Source organism: Fibrivirga algicola, assembly GCF_011742925.1.
Taxonomy (GTDB): Bacteria; Bacteroidota; Bacteroidia; order Cytophagales; family Spirosomataceae; genus Fibrella; species Fibrella algicola.
The window spans coordinates 1-19,323 of the sequence record NZ_WAEL01000002.1; the positions used below are offsets into that span (position 1 = coordinate 1).

The following is a 19,323-nucleotide window of genomic DNA, read 5'->3' on the forward strand; positions in this document are numbered from 1 at the left end:
ATTACCTGTGTTTCCTAATATAGCTGGCAACCCGTTGATCAAGTCGTTAGTGGTAACAGCTGGAATGGCTGTTCCGCCCGTACCTGCTGAGGCTAGGCCTGCATCGTTGTTGGCAATGCTACTTGGGTTTACAGTAACCGTTATAAGGGCCGTTTCACAGGAAGGAGAGGTGGCTACGTTGCAAAGCTGGTAGACTGCTGTGTACGTACCAGGAGCGGTGGTAGGTGCAACCGTCACGGCCCCTGTCGTGGTATTCAGCGTAATACCAGCCGGGTAGCTCCCCACAACGGCAATGGTTGCGTTACCACCACTACCCAGTACAACCGGTTGGCCCCCAATCAGGTCATTTGCCGTAACGTCAGCTACAGCCGTACTGCTAAATCCAGCAGCAACTACGCCGTTATCGGGCAGTGGCGTTGGGCACGGAGTGGTCACTACTGTTATAGGAGCCGTTGTGTTGCCGTAGCAATTGCCGGCCACGTCGTAATAAGCCGCATAGTAAGTACCCGTGGTAACCGACGTCGGATTTGATACCTGGTTTGCCTGACTGGCAGGGGTTCCCGTATGCCAGGTGATCAGTGTGCCAGTAGAGGGAGCACTGTATAACAGGGCCGTTAAATCGACAGTGTTTGATGGACAAACATTGTTGATTGGTGCACACGGTATAATGCTGACCGTCAGTGGCTCTGATGTTGCACTATAACAATTGCCCGCTATATCGTAATAGGCCGCATAATATACGCCTGCCACCACCGTGGTTGGATTAAGTACTTTGTTTGCCAGTGATGCCGGGGTTCCCGTATGCCAGGTGATCTGCGCACCGGGGGGCGGTGTGTCTGCCTGATGGGTGGTCAAGTCGACCGTTGTAGCAGGGCACACGTTACTGGCCGTTAACTGTGCATACGCGTAGCTATTTCCTAACAGAGCTACAAGAAGTAGTCTGATCAGGAAAGCTACAGTACCGTTTTTGGTATACCTGTTCATGTAACGCTCGTTCTGTTTTTGAATACCGAATCAAAGGCCGGGATTGCGATGGATAGTTCGGTCAGGGACAACCAATAGCCGCCTGTTACCGATGCGTGTAATAGGATATCACTAGGCGCTCGGTGTTTATAGATAGATAGCTATAAACACCGAGCGTACAGCTATTTAAGTGTCGGAATGGCGGATCCGACGGCACAGGCTACAGCCGTGTTCACCGTCATTGTCGCCGAGTTGTTAGCCGTGATGATGTCTCCGGTTGTGGCCACAAGGCCACTAAACGTTGGGGTTGTTCCGAGGGCGGCACTGAGCGGTGTTACCGGTATCCCGAACGTCAGGCTCGCCGCATTGGCAATAGGCCCTGCGCTGGTGCAGGTTATTGTACCTCCACTTGTTGAGCAGCCAAATCCATTGTTGGTGAACGTGGCGGGGGCCGTTACACTAGCCGGAATTGTGAGCGTAACGGTGATCGGGCCAGTGGTTGGGATAGTACCAACGTTACTCACACTCACCGGAATTGTACTGGTCTGGGCCACGACAAGTGCAGGCGACGGCTGACCAATCGATACGGCCAGATCAGGAGCGCCGGTTACAAGGGCCGTGCTAGTACCTGTATTGTTGGTCACGCTGATTTCCTGCGTGGTCATCACTGTGTTGGTAAAGCTCAGAGTCGTACCAACTGTAGCCAGCGGGGGCGTGATAGGCACGGCAAATGTGGTACTGCTCCCATTAGCCAGTATAGCCGAACTGGTGCAGGAAACGCTGGTGCCCGTTGTAGTACACCCAAACCCGTTGCTGGTGAATGTAGCGGGAGCTGTTACACTGGCCGGAAGCGTCAGCGTAGTAGTGATTGGGCCGGTAGTAGCCGCCGAGCCAATGTTACTTACGCTGATGGGCAGGCTGCTGGTTTGCGCGCCAATCAAGGTTGGCACGGGGATTCCAATTGACGTAGTCAGATCGGCCAAACCAATAACCGCAACTATAGGCGCGCAAGTCCCGGTAGCATCAACTGAACTCACCGTTAGGTTACGGGTACCAATGACTCCAGATCCGTCATACGCAATCGGAATAGACAGCGTGGTTTGACCGGCAATCAGAATGGCTGTTACGGATGCTGGCACCGAACTAATACCCGAACCACTCACCGACGTGATGGTAATGGCTCCGTCGATGCTCGTTGTGATCGGTATAGTTAGTACGCCCGATGACGGAATACCCACTACAAACTGCCCGGAGAAGGTGGCCAACGCGCAGTTGCCGTAGGTGAAGGCACCTCGCTTTACTCGCCACAGCACCTCCGTTCCGTTATTCGGATAAAAAGTTAACGGATTGGTGATACCTGCATTGACCGGTCCAAACAAGTTATCATTAGTGTCCGGTGAGTTATCCAGACCATCTTTATCGTCATCGGCATTCGCCAGGGTTATGCCTGCTTCAACGGTGTCAGTTCGGGTGTCATTGTCACTATCCAAGTCCAGGTAATCGGCTGTATCGGTGCCATCGGTATTTACTGGAATTAGCCCATTGGTCGCTGTGTAAGAAGTCAATAAGCCTGCTGCATCGACAGCCGTACCCGGCGCAATGTAACCAGCGGTTGTCTGTGCTTCAATATTATCGGGGATACCATCACCGTCTGAGTCTAAATCGAGGGCATTAGAAATACCGTCCCCATCAGAGTCCACAAATACGCCTCCCTCTGTATCGTCTAATATGCCATCATTATCATCATCTGTATCAATGGCATTGGCAACGCCATCGCCGTCGGTATCAAGCACTGGCGTACATGTGCTCGCTATAAATACGATACCACCCTCGCCATCGAAAGGAAAGTTGGCGGTACCGGAACTGCTACCAACCTTAGCATAAGTCACTTCGAATGAAGAAACACCCACATAAGCAAGTGCCACGGTGAAGGCAGGGTCGACCCCATCAATACCTACCTGATTAAGCGTACCCTGAAATTTGATCGTCGGCGATGCCGAACTAGAGATAACAGACGTGTTGGTCGGGCTGCTTAGCTTGTACGAGTACAGATCACTCTTGTTAACAATTATTGATTCGAGCGTTGTGCTATTCAACGTGACATCGTTATCAATATCACCAACTGTGAATGCGCCTTGAAAAGGTACAGGTAAGTTTGTGCCAGTCTTCACTACGGACCAGCGTACTGTCGAAGTTAGCCCGGCTGGGGCAGTTGAAGCACCGGAAATGGCGTATCTGGCAAGAAAAGCGCCGGACGTACTCGAAAAGTTATCGAAACGGGGGAACGTGGCATCGGCTGTACCCGAGTAAGTGATTACTTCACCTATCACATCGACCGCTACACCGCCAATGCTTGCCACGTTAACGTATCTGCCTTTACGGCCAACGCCTTGCCCCGTGATAGTTGGAGCTGTTGCAAACGAGAATTTTGTAAATCCGTTCTGCCCCGGAACCGGACAGGCGGCTACTTTAATGCCCACTGTGGCCGACGCGGTGGTGGTACAGCCATTGGCATCAGTTACGGTAACTGAATATGTACCGGGTAAGACATTAGTCAGGTTGGCAGTGGTAGCGCCGTTGCTCCAGAGATAAGTAAAGGGAGCGCGCCCGCCTGTAACGGCCAGTGCCACCGACCCATCAGCGGTTGTTAATCCGCTGGCGCTCGTTGCCGTGGCGGTAGCGCCCAGGGTTTTATATTGTACGAACGGGTAATAAACAGGCAAGCTGGTCAACAGACTGATCAGCGAGCTAACCCTGATTTGTACCTCGTCGAAGTTTTTGGTAGTTACGAAGCCTAATGTCCGCCGACCCGATCCCGATAGCAGGACCAAATCCAGCAGCGACGATGAATTCGAACGTTCCTGTTCTATTCCGTTCAGGTACGTAACGATGGTCACCGATCCTAATAGGTTAGCTCCCAACCCACTGCTGCCATCTACTACATAACCAGCGGTAGCACCGGCACCAAATACAACTGTGCCACCAGCATCTACCGAAATCTCGCCTCCACTGGCAAGTGTCAGTGTTGTGTTGATCGAGGCAAAGTTGTTCAGGTCGGCGTCGATAACCCGGCCTTCGTTGGTTACATTTCCGGCTCCAATACCCAGGAAGCCACCCGTACCGCCTGTCCGGCTGTTGACAATGAACGCCCCACTGTAGTTATTGGTCGTTAAGGTACGGTAATTGCAGGGTAGCGTTTGGGCATTCGTTTGGGCGGTACTCAGCAGACCAAAGAGTAATGCCCAAACTAATACAATCGGCCGCATACCCACCAAAAAGTATGTTTTTACATAGTACAGCACAGGCCTTAACAGCTGGTAATAAATAGAGCTGTAAACAGACGATAGTAATCTATTCATAGTGATACACGCTGGTGATTGTATGGTAATGGAGCAATAGTCAGGTGAACGGGTATGCAGACAAAGCCAGCCAGACATGGCATAGTCTGACCAGTAGAGCAACTCGTAGTTGTTCACCACCAAAGCGAAAGCACATAAAAGAGGACGACTGGGCAATTCGAGCAGTGACCACCTCGTTACTGGTAAGTCACAACGATGAACCAGACGACATACCCGGCCACAGGCTACTGCCAGTGACATCATCGGGCCTACAGCACGTGTGATTCGTGCTACGTTGGGGAGCAATTGCACCCACGGGAGAGAAGAAGAGAGGAAAGAGCCGTCCGAAAGGACACTAAGATACCGGTCAGTACCCTCGGGTGTTGGCTTAATTCCGGATAGCCCGCAGCGCCAACTGCGGGCTTATCTTTTTTAACCAGTTACTCACCTGCAACCAAGAGTAGTACCACTTACCGGCAGCGATCATAGAATCACCCTGGTTCAGCTTGTGCTACTCCAGACATTTAACTCACTGTTACAATTTCCGTATAGCAACAAACTTTCCAGTGTGCATTAACCCAGCCATTACAGGCAGCATAGTACTATGTATGGCAGCTATAACTTGTTGTAAGCGCTTTTTTTGTGGATCAAAAAACCATAAACAGGGTTTCGGAATAAATCTTTCACCAACTTGGCCTCAAAATCACATGAACTGAAGCTATAACTACACAAAACTCTATTTTAACCTATTAAGAATACACGATAGAAAAATAGTATTAACTTATAAGGTACATTTTACTAATTTTGGCAAGAATAATGCTGGGAACTTGAGTACTTACCTGCTCAGCGTCGTTGCAGCATAGTCGCAACCTTCCCTACTCGTCAACCGACCTACCTAGTCAACTAACCAGACCAGCAGCGAACCACCAGCCGTGCTTAAGAACGTAACCGTTACCGATCACTGGCAACACCGGCCTGCGCTATTGGCTTCACTGAGTCTGGTTCTTGTAGTAGCTACCGGCCAAGCTGTGGTGTGGTACTGGGGGCTTTCTGGCAGTCGCCTGGCGGCTTTCTGGGCTATCGGGGTAACTGTCCTCCTTACTGGTATTATTGCTCAACAGCGATACAACCAAAACCAGTTGGAAATTCGTCTCCGAGAAAGTGAGGCCGAAAAAGCCCGTCTGGCAGCCAGCATAGCGCACCTTTTAAGCACCCAGCGGGCTGAAATTGACAGGTCGATTGCTCAGGAAACCGCCACTATCAATGCGGCTAATCAAACCAAACTCAGGCTGTTTTCACTATTAAGCCATGACTTGCGCAGCCCGATAGCCTCTATCATTGATTCTCTGACGTTATTGGAGCACCATTCATTAAGTCAGGCAGAATTTACAATGTTGGCTCAGCAACTCAGCCAATCGACACAAAAGCTGTATAAAAACCTGGAGAACCTACTGGCGTGGTCGTTGACGCAGCTAAACGAGATTTCGACCCATCCCGAGTTGGTCAATGCCCGGGAATTAGCCGACGATGTGGTGGAGCTATCCAGTCACAGGGCTTCACAAAAGCAAATTAACCTGACGAATTCCCTATCCGGCTCGTTGCACCTGCTGGTTGATGAACATCAATACAAAATGGTGCTTTGTAACCTGATCGACAATGCGCTGAAATACACACCTGCCGGTGGTCAGGTTACGATCTGGGGCGGTACGCAGGCAAGCTGGGCGACTATCTGCGTTCAGGATACTGGCATTGGCATTACGCCAGACCGGCTGGCTGCGCTGTTTACGCAGGCTGTGCCATCACCGGGTCTCCATGGCGAGCGGGGCATGGGACTGGGACTTCAACTTTGTTCTGAGTTGGTCAGTCGGAATGGGGGGCATCTTTCCGTAAGCAGCCAACCCGATACCGGCACAATCTTTCAGATTAAATTACCGCTGAGTTAGTAGTTTGCCACTTTAAGCATAGCCCGCCTACCAATTACGACTTATCCAATTATACATCACCTATCCCGCTAATCAACCATGCACGCTTTCCGATGCCTGATCATCGAAGATTCAGAGCCTGCGTCGAGGCTTCTAATCGAATATTTGACTGAGCTTTCCCTCTTCAGTCAACTCACTCCCTGCCTGACCCTATCTGACGCTATCACTACCCTGCTGCGGGAGCGCTACGATCTGATATTTCTGGACGTAGAATTGAACAGCCAAAACGGACTTGATTTACTCTCAGCGATCGACGATCTTCCACCAGTTATCGTGATGAGTGCCCATGACAAATATGCCATTCCCTGCTTTGATCTCAATGTAGCCGACTACCTGCAGAAGCCATTTGGCAAATTGCGGTTAATCCGGAGTATCGACCGGGCAATCGGCATTTCGGCCACCAAAGAGAATGTGGTAACCAACGAGGCTATCTTCCTGAAGATAGGCCGACGACTGCAAAAATTCGACTTCACCCAAGTTGACTACATCGAAGCCTATGGTATCTATTCCAAAATTCATTTCCAGGGCCGGTGCGACGTGGTCAACGAACCTATCATGACTCTTGGAAACCGGTTGCCCAAACACCTCTTTCGACGCGTACACAAATCGTATATCGTTAACCTGAGCCACATCACCAGCTATAACCAGAACAACTTCTTTATTGGTGAAGCTAAAATTCCGCTGGGTACGTCGTACCGGGAGCAACTGCCCAACCTTTATAATCTGGTAGGGTAAACGGGCCGTTGCCCCCGATACGGGCATAGCTACAGAATATACTGGCTCAGATCGCGGTTCTTCACTAATCCCGACAGGCGTTCCTGCACCAGTTCACGGGTCACTTCAACGGTAGAGCCGGCCGGAATGCTATCGGGGATGTCAAACATAAACTCGTTGAGCAACTGGCTCAGCACCGTTTGCAAACGACGGGCACCAATGTTTTCTACCTCCGCATTGACCTCGAAAGCAATTTTAGCCATCTCCCGCATCGACTCGTCGGTGAAGTTCAGGATTACCCCTTCGGCCGCTAGCATCGCCTCATACTGCTTGGTCAGGGCGTTTTTGGGTTCGCGCAGAATCTGATAGAAATCATCTTCCGAGAGGCTCTGCAGCTCGACCCGGATAGGGAACCGGCCCTGTAATTCGGGGATCAGATCGGAAGGCTTCGACACGTGGAACGCACCCGCCGCCACAAACAGGATGTGGTCGGTTTGCACGATACCATATTTGGTATTCACCGATGAACCTTCAACGATCGGCAGCAGGTCGCGCTGAACTCCTTCGCGGCTTACGTCGGGACCACCCGAACCACCCGACCGATTGGCGGCAATTTTGTCGATTTCGTCGATGAAGATGATACCGGTGTTCTGCGCTTTCTGGATAGCCTCTTCCTTCACCTCATCCATGTCGATGAGTTTGGCAGCCTCTTCGTCGAGCATGATCTTGCGGGCCTCGGCGATGGTCACTTTGCGTTTTTTGCCCTTTTTAGGCATCATTCCGCCAATCATCTCCTGAATATTCATCATCGACATCTCATCAATTGAGCCGCCCATAACCCCAATATTCGGCGTGGCATTCTGCTGTACGTCGATGTCGATCTTGCGGTCGTCGAGTTCACCTGACTGAATTTTCTGACGGAACCGTTCGCGGGTACGTTCGTTGAGTTCGGCATCAGAGTCGGGCAGACCATCGTTGTTCTGATCGCTTTTCTCGTTGTTGAAGCCGACCAGGTTCCCCCCGGTCACCCCTTTCACCGGCGGAATCAGAATATCGAGAATCAGGTCTTCAACAATCTGCTGCGCCCGGATCTTGACGGCCTCTTTCTTGGCCGCCCGCACCATGTTCACGGCTTGTTCAACCAGGTCGCGGACCATACTCTCAACGTCGCGGCCAACGTACCCGACCTCCGTAAACTTCGAGGCTTCGACCTTCACAAACGGGGCCTCGGCCAGTTTGGCCAGCCGACGGGCAATTTCGGTTTTACCCACGCCCGTCGCGCCGATCATCAGAATATTGTTGGGCGTAATTTCACGCTGCATGTCGGCCGGGGCGTTCATCCGCCGCCAGCGGTTGCGCAGGGCGATGGCCACGTTACGCTTGGCCTCATGCTGGCCGATAATGTACTGGTTTAACTCGGCAACTATTTGCCGTGGTGTTAGATCACGAATGAGTTCAGACATGAGTAATAAAGGGGCGGGAATTAACGGAGAGAAAGCGTCTCTCCGGTTATGGCTCTTGATGAACTAACAACTGAACCGGTAAAACATTCAGTTATCAATAAACAGTTATCAATTATCAGTTGTCACTACGTCCGTCAGCGAACGTACCTGAGCAACGCTGATAATTGATCATTGTTCACTGATAATTGATAATTAGCTATGTGCTTTCACACGTCTCTGGCGGCCGACGTACCTGCGCTCGAAGCCAGGTTTAAGGCCAGTATGCCCGCCGCCATTACGCTGGCGCCGGCCTTCCACATCAACGCGTATTCGTTTCCGGCCTACCCGATCATCACCCACCAGCAGCCTGACCAGTTTCGGGCCATCCGCTGGGGATTGATTCCGCACTGGGTGAAGTCAAAAGCGGATGCCGACAGGCTGCGGGTGCAGACAATCAATGCCCGCTCAGAAACGATCTACGAAAAGCCGTCGTACCGGCAGGCAGCCAAACGGGCGCAACGATGCATCATTCCTGTCACGGGTTTCTTTGAGTGGCATACCGACGCCAGCAACCCAAAAAAGCAGAAGTACCCGTTTTATCTCTCTACCGATCAGCCCATTACCAGCATTGCGGGCCTGTGGGACGAATGGCCCGATCCTGAGACCGGCGAAGTATACACCACGTTCTCACTGCTCACCACCGACGCCAACCCACTGCTGGCGGCCGTTCACAACGAGAAGAAGCGTATGCCCTGTGTGCTTACCCCCGACGCCGAGCGTGCCTGGCTGGACGACGATCTGACCGAGCGTGATGCTCTGGAATTGCTGGCAACAACGTACCCAGCCGAACACATGCACAGTTACTCAATCACGAAACGTATCACCTCACGAACTGAAGATACGAACGTACCTGAGGTACTAACCCCATTTAGCTACTCCGAATTGGCGGGTAAAAAGGAGTTGACAGCCTAGCCACAACCGGTTTTCCTGTCCCATTTTCAGGCTGTCACGCGTTCCGGCAATGTGTCGATTAAATTGTTCGTCGGCACAAACCCGGTTTACCTTTGCAGTTTAGTTCATTTCCGCGCAACGGATGAGCCGTTTTCACATCTATCTAGTTATGTGACTAACAGTCTATTGTCTGTTGTCGACAATACAACCAACTTTCATGAAAAATCGAATACTCCCTGCACTGCTCGGCGTCTGTTTAACCACACTTCATCTTCAAACCGCCCTCGCACAAACCCCCACCCTACCGGGCGGCGGTCAACAACCAGCGTCTACGACACCAGCCAGCGGTACCGTTGCGCCTGCTGCCTCAGACCCTACGGTCATTGGCCTGCCATCGGCAGGCACGCCCATTTCTGGCTTACCAGGCGTTGACACCACTAAAGTAGACAGCCTGCGCAAACAAGCCACGTCGGCTGTACCAACCAGCACGACTACTGCGCCAACTGGTAGTGTACCCCAGACCGCCCCAACGCGGCCAGGTTTTGGCGCAGGTGCCGGTCAGCCACGCACCGCTCCTGCGGCACAGGGCGTAGCTGGCCCCGAAGATGCACCACGCGGTACGGGCAAGGTATCGGGTATTGTCATCGACTCACTCACCAAACAACCCGTTGAATTTGCATCGGTTGCGCTGATAAACACTGAAACTAACCGCCCGGTCGACGGGGCTGTCTGCGACGTGCAGGGCCGCTTTACTATGAACCGGGTAGTATCAGGTACGTTCCGGCTACTGGTCTCGTTTGTGGGCTACCGCAACCAGATCATACCCCGCGTAACAGTTGAGGCCCGCGGATCGGACGTGAATCTGGGCTCGATTAGCCTGGCGCCGGAAGTACGTAACCTCAAAGAAGTAGTGGTAACGGGACAGGCCGCGATGATTGAAGAAAAAGTAGACCGACTCGTATACAATGCCGAAAGGGACTTGACGTCTAAAGGCGGCGATGCTACCGACGTGATGCGGAAAGTACCCCTGCTCTCGGTTGACCTTGACGGTAATGTAAGCCTGCGCGGCAGCAGCAACGTGCGAGTGTTGATCAACAACAAGCCCAGCACTATTGTAGCGAGTAGCGTAGCCGACGCCCTGAAGCAAATTCCGGCCGACATGATCAAGACCGTTGAAGTGATTACCAGCCCGTCGGCTAAGTACGACGCTGAAGGATCAGCCGGTATCATCAACATCGTTACCAAGAAAAACACCCTCAGAGGAGCTACCCTGAATGTAGACACGGGCATTGGTAACCGGGGCGCTAACCTCGGCTTACAGGGGAACCTGCGTACGGGCAATATGGGCTTTTCGCTCAGCGGTTTTGGCCGGGCCAGCTACAACGTGAAAGGCAGCTTCGAAAACCGCCAGACCACCGGTACAACCCTGACCACACAGGCAGCCAACACCCGCAATCAGGGTGCATTTGGCCAATATCAGCTTGGCTGGGATTACGACATCAACAAAAGCACGGCCCTAACTGCCAGTGTTCGTTACGGTGCACGTAACCAGATGAATTTTCAGGACAAACTGACTACGACAACGTACCTGACGTCTGGCACGCGGGTAGGAGTTCGGGACGTGGACGTGAAAGACCTATCGGGTACGGTCGACGTGAATCTTGATTTCACAAAGACCTTTAAGCCCCAGCAGGAATTGAGCATCCTGACCCTGTTCAGCCAGAACAACCGGACAAACAACTTCACCGCCAGCATTTTCGACAGCCCTTCGAACCTGAGTATTCTCAGCCGGGAGCGTAACGACAACAACAGCCGCAACCAGGAGTCGACGTTCCAGATCGATTACCAGACCCCTATCAGCAATAATCAATTATTGGAAGTAGGTGGTAAAGGCATTCTTCGTCAGGTAACCAGCGATTACGCCTACCTGATCGCCTCGGGCGACGGCGGTGGCTTTACCAACAACCCAAGTCGTTCGCCGAACGGCCTTGACTATAACCAAAACGTTACGGCTGGTTACCTGTCGTATACCTACAACACCAGAAGCAAACTAACGGTGAAAGCAGGAGCGCGTTATGAATACACGTTTATCGATGCCAGCTTCCGTTCTGCTACGGGCGATGCCCTGACCTCACAGGTTGCTAACATTCCCAATTATGGTAACCTGGTACCCAGCATCAACATATCAAAGAGCCTGAAAGACGGCAAAACGGTAAAGCTGGCGTATAACCGCCGGTTGCAGCGTCCGGGTATTCAATTCCTGAACCCTAACGTAAACGCCGCTAACCCCCAGAACATTACGGTTGGTAACCCACTGTTAAGCCCTGAACTGACCGACAATTTCGAGTTTAGCACCAGCACGACCATCAAAACGGTCTACCTGAATACTTCACTCTTTGCGCGTTTTACCAATAACTCTATCGAAAGCGTACGTGATACGATTTTGCAGCCGTTTGGTGATCCAACCAACCCGGTACTACAGCGGGTACTGCAAACGACTTACCAGAACATTGGTCAGCAGAACTCATACGGCATGAACCTGTTTGGTAATGTTACGCTGTTCTCGAAACTGCAACTTGGTGGCGGTGGCGACATCTACTACTCTACGATTGCTAATAACAGTTCAAACGCAGCACTGCAAGCCAGCAACTCTGGCTTTGTGGTATCGGGCCGGTTAAACGCCAGCCTGCAGTTGAAGAACAACTGGGGAATCCAGGCAAATATGTTTGCTCGCGGACGGCAGATTCTTCTCCAAGGTTATCAGGGCGGATTTATGTTTTACAGCTTCGGCCTTCGGAAGGAATTCAATGAGAAGCGCGGCAGCTTCGGCGTATCCGGCGAGAACGTGTTTAACCACCCCTTTACGCAACGGTCAGAATCTAGATCGGCCGTTTTCTCGCAGACCAGCATTCAGAATTTGTTCAACGCCGGTGTCCGCATGAACTTCAGCTATCGCTTTGGTAAACTGAGCTTCGATGGTGGCTCCCGCCGGAAGCGCTCGGTAAACAACGACGACGTGAAAGACGGTGGTGGCGACAACGGCGGTGGTGGTCAGCAGCCAGCCGCAACCCCTGCTACCAGCACGCCAGCAGGCGGAGGCCGCCGACCACGGTAGTTAATCCGCTTTTGTGTATAAGCCGAGGGGCTCTGCTTTTAGCTAAAAGCAGAGCCCCTCGGCTTTTGTGTGCTATGGTACTCCGTTTGTTACCGGACTGGCAATAGTACCGTTATGGTAGTGCCAGTTCCCTCGGCCGATTCGGCGGTGATCTGGCCGTTGTGGCGTTCCACAATCTTCTTAGCCAGCGCCAGCCCCAGGCCAATACCCGGTGTATTGGGGTTTAGCTTTTTCATGACTAAAAAAACTTCTTTCCGTTGCCGGGGATTGAACCCAATCCCATTGTCACTCACTACAATATGGGCGTAATCGACATAGTTGTATTTATCGGGTGTAATACGAAAACTATTATGGCCTGCAACCGTACCGCTGATATGCACGACAGCCCCGGCACCTCCCCGCCGGAACTTGACAGCATTGTCGATCAGGTGCTTGAACAGGCTGACCAGTTCAGCTTCCACGCCAATTACATCGGGCAGCGTAGTCACCTCGAACCGAACGCTGGCTGACTCATATTCCTGAATAACCTGCTGTACAATTTCATTAAGACAGACAGGGACTGTTTGTGGCAGATGGGTCGACTGGCTGAAATAAAGTTGCAGGTCCCGGATGAGTTGCCGTAATCGGGTGCTTGTTTTGCCAATGCCGGATAACGCCATTTTGGCCATATCCAGCCGATCTTCGGTTGACTTCTGTTGTAGGAGATCGGCAAAGACCAGAATTTTTCGGAGTGGCTCCTGCAAATCGTGGCTAATAATTTTACCAAACTGCTCCAGCTCATCGTTCCGTTGTTTTAACTGACTCACCTTGCGATCCAACTCGGCCTGATGTTCTTCCAGTTTTTTCTGAATAGCCAGTAGTCGCTCATTACGCAACAATTCATTTTCGGCTGTTCGCTTAGCACTCAGCAAATCCTGTTCATATTGGTGCCGCTGATTGACCGACATAAACGAAAAGAAGGTCAATGTCTCTCCATTATGTTCCTGCCGCACGGCATTGATCAACACCGGAATTGGTGCCTTACTTCTCGTTTGCAGAGTCAGGTACAGTTCGTTGGCGATGGTTTTGAGGGCGATGAGCGGGTATAGGTGCGTCTGAAAATAGATGCGACTGGGTAATGTCAGAATGACGTCAACGCGCTTTCCCACGAGTTCATCTTCCTGATAACCCAGTAAAGCACAGGCATACGGATTCAACGACAGGATGAAGCTTTCCAGGTTCAAAACCATAATTCCACAAGGCAACAGAGCCATCGTATCCTGCATGGTTTTTCGGGCGAAAGCGGTTAGTTTTCGGTTAAAAGGAAGTGCCGAATAGCCTCAATGGTTTCATCTGGTGCACTCAGATGCGGGCAATGGCCGGTGGCAGTAATCACACGCAGCGTGCTGTTGGGCGTGTGTTTTGCAATGTACTCGCCTACTTCAACAGGCGCAATAATATCGTCGAGCGATTGAATTACCAACGATGGCGTTGGCATTTTAGGCAGTTCCTGGCGGTTGTCACTGTAAAAAGTAACCCGGGCAAATTGAAGCGCCACTTCCAGATCGGTTGAGCAAAAGGTAGTCACCAGTTCAGTGCTGAGTTGGGGCTCGTCGGCATTCGCCATGATAGATGGCCCAAGCGACGTGGCCCAACCGAAAAAGTTGTTATCCATCATATCGAGCAGTCCCTCAATATCGTCGCGCTCGAACCCACCATAGTACCCCTCATCGTTCATGTAGCGGGCTGAGGGCCCCACCATGACCAGCCTGTTGAACCGCTGTGGCTCTTTGATGCACGCCAATAGCCCAATCATGCTGCTGACAGAATGCCCCACCAAAATAACGTCATGCAGGTCGAGGTCATGGCATATATCCAGAATATCCTGTGCGTAACCGTGCAAGCTGGCGTAGCGCTCCTGATTATAAGCGTCTAGGGCGGCTCGCCCATGACCGATGTAATCAAACTTGATTACTTGATAGTCATCGTTGAACGCTGGTGCCACATATCGCCACATGGTCTGGTCGCAGCCAAAGCCGTGTGCAAACAGCATTGGCTGTTTCTCTTCACCTTGAACGGTTACGTTGTAGCGGTGTGGAATAGATGCCTTCATGACCGGGAGCAGTTTATGGTACGCGATAAGGTAAGGTCAGGGAGTTGATTGTGGAAGCCATTGCTGCACCAGTTTCAGTGCCAGTATGGTGAGTTCGGCGTAGCTGTCAGGCTTAGTGTGGTAGTCACTGGCCCCCAATGACGACGATTTTTTCCTGTCCAACGGATTGGTGGATGTCGTCAGTACGACAATGGGTAGTTGATCAAACCGCTGGGAGGCGCGCAGGCTACTTAGCGCATCGAAGCCGCCGGTACGGGCCATATTCAGGTCGAGTAGAACCAGATTGGGCATCGTCGCTGTGGCCTCCAGCCGGATAAGCAGGTCTTCACCATCCTGTAATCGTTCGATTAGTACGTCCGGTACTACCTGGCCAAAAGCCGCCTGCATCAGCACAAGGTCGTCCTCATCATCATCTACTAGCCAAATACTGGCCGCTGGCGCATTCATAGGCTATAAAAGAATGGTGAGCACAAACAAATATATGGATTTGACGCAATGTCGATGCGCGTTATCTACTAAATGTTAGTGGTTTTCTACTCATATATATAAGAACATAAGTACGTATTTATCAACAAAACAACCACATTGCTACACGCTCAAAACCGCTAAACACCAGTTGAACGGGCAATAAGCACAGCGGGTCGAAACCGGTGTAAACAGAGATAATTTGCTCTTTTCGCTCTGTAAGGCCCTTTTACGGCTGATTTGATGGCGTTGGTTAGTATCTTGTTTGCCAGATCATAGAATATACCCCACTCCAATGAAACAACGTCAGTCGCTCAACGGCATGAAGCAGACGCAGAGTGCTGCTTCGGCCAGCTTCTCCTTTAACGAGTACCAGACCGAAAATTTTTTCGACGAGATGTTTGGTGCTAATGGGAAAGTCCGCCACGGGTACGTTCCCTTCCGGAAACGTGTAGAGCAACTGACCAGCCAGGATATGACCAGCCGCCAGCAGGCTGCCGACAAGGCGCTGATGAGCATGGGCATCACCTTCAACGTGTATTCGGAAGGTGAAGGCACCGAGCGTATTATGCCCATCGACATCATTCCGCGCATTATTGAAGCCGCCGAGTGGGATCAGATGGAAAAGGGGTTGATTCAGCGAATCAAGGCGCTGAACATGTTTATTCACGACATCTACAATGACCAGCGCGTACTGAATGATGGCGTAGTACCCCGTGAATTGATTGAGTCGAGCAAGTGCTTTCTACAACCTTGTCTGGGCGTTCGTCCGCCGAAAGACATCTGGTGTCACATCACCGGCACCGACCTGATCCGGGGCGACGATGGTGAATTTATGGTGCTGGAAGATAACCTGCGCTGCCCGTCGGGGGTGTCGTATATGCTCGAAAACCGGGAGCTGACCAAGCAGACCTTCCCCGAAGTATTGGCCAACACCGGCGTTCGGCCCGTATCGGATTACCCCACGCGCCTGCTCCAGATGCTGCAACACATTGCCGACCGGCCCAACCCAACGGTGGTGGTACTAACGCCGGGCGTTTATAATTCGGCTTATTTCGAGCATTCGTACCTCGCCCAGCAAATGGGTGTTGAATTAGTCGATGCACGTGACCTGGTAGTGTCGGGTGGATACGTAAAGATGCGTACGACGAAAGGCTTCCAGATCGTCGACGTGATTTACCGCCGCATCGATGATACTTTCCTCGACCCCAAGACGTTCAATCCCGACTCGTTGATTGGGGTGCCGGGCATCTTTGATGTCTTCAAGAAAGGACGCGTCGCCCTGGCAAATGCGCCGGGTACCGGTGTAGCCGATGACAAAGTGGTGTACGCCTACGTGCCCCGCATCATTGAATATTACCTGGGCGAGAAACCACTGATTCAGAACGTAAAGACCTATATCTGCGGCGAAGACGAAGACCGCCAGTATGTGCTCGACAACATTGCCGATCTGGTAGTGAAAGAAGCCAACGAAGCGGGCGGTTACGGGATGTTGATTGGCCCTAAAGCCACAAAGAAAGACCACGACCTGTTCCGCAAAAAGATTCAGGAGAACCCCCGGAACTACATCGCCCAGCCCACCATCTCGCTCTCGCGCGTGCCGTGCCTGATCGATGGTAAAGCCGAAGGGCGGCATGTTGACCTGCGACCCTACATTCTTTACGGCGATCAGATCAACGTCATTCCCGGCGGACTCACCCGCGTAGCCTTACGAAAGGGGTCGCTGGTGGTGAACTCGTCGCAGGGCGGGGGCGGCAAAGATACCTGGGTATTATATTGACGTAGCAGCAACAAGTTTAGAGCGGTAGACCGATTCATGGGCGTACTTTTGTTGATATATATCAACTGAGTACCCCGCTTGTGAATCGTCTACTGCTTTTAGTGTCTCTCTGCCTGGTTGCTTTGCCGGGGTTATCTCAGAAAATCAACGAATCGTTTCAATATAACATGCGCCGGACCACCGCCCCGATTCGGGTGGATGGCGTGGCCGACGACGACGCCTGGCAGCAAACCCAGTTGGCGTCCGATTTCCGGATGGTGTTACCCATGGACACCAGCCGCGCCAACGTACCCACCGACGTGCGGATGACTTACGATGATCAGAACATCTACATCGTTGCCATCTGCTACTATCCGAAAGGCCAGCATTACGTGGTTGAGTCGCTGCGCCGCGACTGGAACTTTGGCAAAAACGATAACTTCTTCCTCATCCTCGACACCTTCGACGACCAGACCAACGGGTTTGCGTTTGGGGCCAACGCCGCCGGAGCCCAGTGGGACGGCCTGATGTATGACGGCAACAAGATTAACCTGAGTTGGGATAACAAATGGACATCGGCGGTCAAGAATTACGGTGATCGATACGTATTTGAAGCCGCTATCCCGTTCAAAACGATCCGCTACAAAAAAGGCATCGGCCAATGGGGGCTTAACTTCAGCCGGCAAGACCTGACCAGCACCGAGAAATCGTCGTGGACCCCTATTCCGCGCCAGTTTCCTACGGCATCGCTGGCCTACACAGGAATGCTGGTCTGGGATCAGCCACCGCCAGCGGCCGGGCCAAACGTGTCGCTGATTCCGTACGCACTGGTCAGCACCAACCGCGACTTCTCGAATACGGAAGCCACTGCCAGCCAGGCCGCCTTTGGGGGTGATGCCAAAATAGCCCTGAGTTCATCAATCAACATGGACCTGACGATCAACCCCGATTTTTCGCAGGTCGAGGTTGACCGGCAGGTGACCAACCTCGACCGGTTCGAGCTGTTTTTTCCCGAGCGGCGCCAGTTCTTTCTTGAAAACGGTGACCTTTTTGCCAACTTTGGCTACGCGACTATCCGGCCGTTTTTCAGCCGCCGCATCGGGCTGGGCGTTCCCATTCGCTACGGGGCTCGGGTGAGCGGAAAGCTGAATAAAGATTGGCGTATCGGGTTGATGCAGATGCAAACCGGCGACGTACCGGAAACTGGCCTGCCCCGTCAGAACTTTACCGTAGGAGCGTTGCAACGGCGGGTAGGTGCCCGCTCGAACATCGGGCTGCTGTTTGTCAACAAAGAGTCGCTCGACTACGTACCTGCGGAAGGCAAACCCGCCTATTCGCAGTACAACCGCAACATCGGCGCAGAGTACAACTTACTGTCGGCCAATAATTTATGGACAGGAAAAGTGATGTATCTGCAATCGTTTTCGCCGGGAGGTGCGACCAACAACAATGTGGTAGCAGGAAACCTGCAATTCAACAACCGCCGCTGGCTGGTGAGCGGACAACACGAATACGTGGGCGAAAACTACAACCCCGAAGTTGGGTACGTTCCCCGGCGCGGCTACCAGAAACTGAACCTGCAGGCCGGCTATCTATTTTTCCCGACGGGTACGTCTATTCTCAGCCACGGCCCATCGGTGGGCAGCACTACATTCATGAACACAAGCCTGTCGCGGCAACTCGACAACGAGCACTACCTGAGTTACGGCATTGCCTTTCGCAACCGCAGTACGTTCAATGGCTGGGTCGCCTCCAATTTTGTCCGACTCCTGTCCGACCTTGATCCCACCAACTCGGGAAAAGCAAAGCTGGCGGCGGGTACGTTGCACTACTGGCAAGCCTGGGGCACCGAGTTTATTTCGCGCCCCCAAGCCCTGTTTACCTATGGGTTCACCTCGCGTTACGGCGGCTTCTACGACAACGGCACCCGCCTGAACCTGACTGCCGATCTGGGCTACCGGGTTCAGCCCTTTGCCAGCTTAGCGTTGAGTACCAGCTACAACCGAATCGATCTGCCCGCCCTATCGGGGCTTACCCAGTTCTGGCTCGTTGGCCCGCGCCTGGATATCACCATGACCAATACGCTGTTTCTGACGGCTTTCATGCAGTATAACGAACAGGCCAAAAACGTAAACCTGAATACGCGGGTGCAATGGCGCTATAAACCAGCCTCTGACCTCTTTATTGTTTACACCGACAACTACCTGCCCGATAATTTCGCCGTAAAAACCCGTGCCTTGGTGATGAAATTCACCTACTGGTGGAACGTATAGAAGGGCTATCTCAGCTTGGTTTCTGTACTGCGACTTGCTTATGCGGGGCTTGGCTTAGCGTAAGCAGGTTTCTTCGGCTTAACAACGGCCCAGTAAACACATGCCAGCCATATAGGCCATCCAGCGGCTTCGTGCAGTAACTACTCAATTTCATTTGCTCTAGTCTGACTGTATTAACTGTATATGATCATGTACAGCGTTTCATCATATGCTATTAACATCATAATTG

At 52.2% G+C, this 19,323-nt stretch carries 12 protein-coding genes; 6 read left to right on the plus strand and 6 right to left on the minus strand.

Translation table 11 applies throughout. From position 1 onward, the window contains the following. Together F7231_RS05335 and F7231_RS05340 are read right to left on the minus strand one after the other, a co-directional pair. Nucleotides 1-984: putative Ig domain-containing protein (locus tag F7231_RS05335; protein ID WP_166691198.1), on the minus strand; the 984-nt coding region annotated here is incomplete at its 3' end. A gap of 161 nt (nucleotides 985-1,145) precedes the next feature. Further along, nucleotides 1,146-4,322 (minus strand): beta strand repeat-containing protein, encoded by a 3,177-nt coding sequence (locus F7231_RS05340; RefSeq protein ID WP_166691199.1) that lies wholly within the window; start codon nucleotides 4,320-4,322, stop codon nucleotides 1,146-1,148. 911 nt (nucleotides 4,323-5,233) lie between these two features. Here F7231_RS05340 and F7231_RS27695 point away from each other — a divergent pair. Both F7231_RS27695 and F7231_RS05350 read left to right on the plus strand, forming a co-directional pair. Beyond that, nucleotides 5,234-6,244, plus strand: coding sequence for a sensor histidine kinase (locus F7231_RS27695; protein WP_166691200.1), 1,011 nt, complete (start codon nucleotides 5,234-5,236; stop codon nucleotides 6,242-6,244). 78 nt (nucleotides 6,245-6,322) lie between these two features. After that, complete coding sequence (locus tag F7231_RS05350) at nucleotides 6,323-7,018, plus strand: LytR/AlgR family response regulator transcription factor (RefSeq protein WP_085412513.1); 696 nt, start codon at nucleotides 6,323-6,325, stop codon at nucleotides 7,016-7,018. Between the two features lie 29 nt (nucleotides 7,019-7,047). Here the strand turns inward: F7231_RS05350 and hslU are convergent, their stop codons facing one another. Next, nucleotides 7,048-8,460 (minus strand): ATP-dependent protease ATPase subunit HslU, encoded by a 1,413-nt coding sequence (gene hslU / locus F7231_RS05355; RefSeq protein ID WP_085412512.1) that lies wholly within the window; start codon nucleotides 8,458-8,460, stop codon nucleotides 7,048-7,050. 198 nt (nucleotides 8,461-8,658) lie between these two features. Between hslU and F7231_RS05360 the strand changes: the two genes are divergently transcribed. Further along, nucleotides 8,659-9,411 carry an SOS response-associated peptidase gene (locus F7231_RS05360; RefSeq protein WP_166691201.1) on the plus strand — a complete coding sequence of 251 codons (753 nt, stop codon included), beginning with the start codon at nucleotides 8,659-8,661 and terminating at the stop codon, nucleotides 9,409-9,411. 196 nt (nucleotides 9,412-9,607) lie between these two features. Continuing rightward, nucleotides 9,608-12,505 (plus strand): TonB-dependent receptor, encoded by a 2,898-nt coding sequence (locus tag F7231_RS05365; protein WP_157510601.1) that lies wholly within the window; start codon nucleotides 9,608-9,610, stop codon nucleotides 12,503-12,505. 89 nt (nucleotides 12,506-12,594) lie between these two features. Here the strand turns inward: F7231_RS05365 and F7231_RS05370 are convergent, their stop codons facing one another. The 3 genes from F7231_RS05370 to F7231_RS05380 are packed head-to-tail and all read right to left on the minus strand — an operon-like array spanning nucleotide 12,595 to nucleotide 15,044. Further along, nucleotides 12,595-13,734, minus strand: coding sequence for a sensor histidine kinase (locus F7231_RS05370; protein WP_229369661.1), 1,140 nt, complete (start codon nucleotides 13,732-13,734; stop codon nucleotides 12,595-12,597). 56 nt (nucleotides 13,735-13,790) lie between these two features. Then, complete coding sequence (locus F7231_RS05375; RefSeq protein WP_166691203.1) at nucleotides 13,791-14,597, minus strand: alpha/beta fold hydrolase; 807 nt, start codon at nucleotides 14,595-14,597, stop codon at nucleotides 13,791-13,793. A 36-nt stretch (nucleotides 14,598-14,633) separates the two neighbouring features. Further along, complete coding sequence (locus tag F7231_RS05380; RefSeq protein WP_085412508.1) at nucleotides 14,634-15,044, minus strand: response regulator; 411 nt, start codon at nucleotides 15,042-15,044, stop codon at nucleotides 14,634-14,636. A gap of 313 nt (nucleotides 15,045-15,357) precedes the next feature. Here F7231_RS05380 and F7231_RS05385 point away from each other — a divergent pair, with 313 nt between their 5' ends. Together F7231_RS05385 and F7231_RS05390 are read left to right on the plus strand one after the other, a co-directional pair. Further along, nucleotides 15,358-16,842, plus strand: a complete 1,485-nt coding sequence (locus F7231_RS05385) for a circularly permuted type 2 ATP-grasp protein (protein ID WP_085412507.1) — start codon at nucleotides 15,358-15,360, stop codon at nucleotides 16,840-16,842. An 80-nt stretch (nucleotides 16,843-16,922) separates the two neighbouring features. Further along, on the plus strand, nucleotides 16,923-19,094 hold the full coding sequence (locus F7231_RS05390; protein ID WP_310589281.1) for a carbohydrate binding family 9 domain-containing protein: 2,172 nt from the start codon (nucleotides 16,923-16,925) through the stop codon (nucleotides 19,092-19,094). Nucleotides 19,095-19,323: the final 229 nt, after the last annotated feature.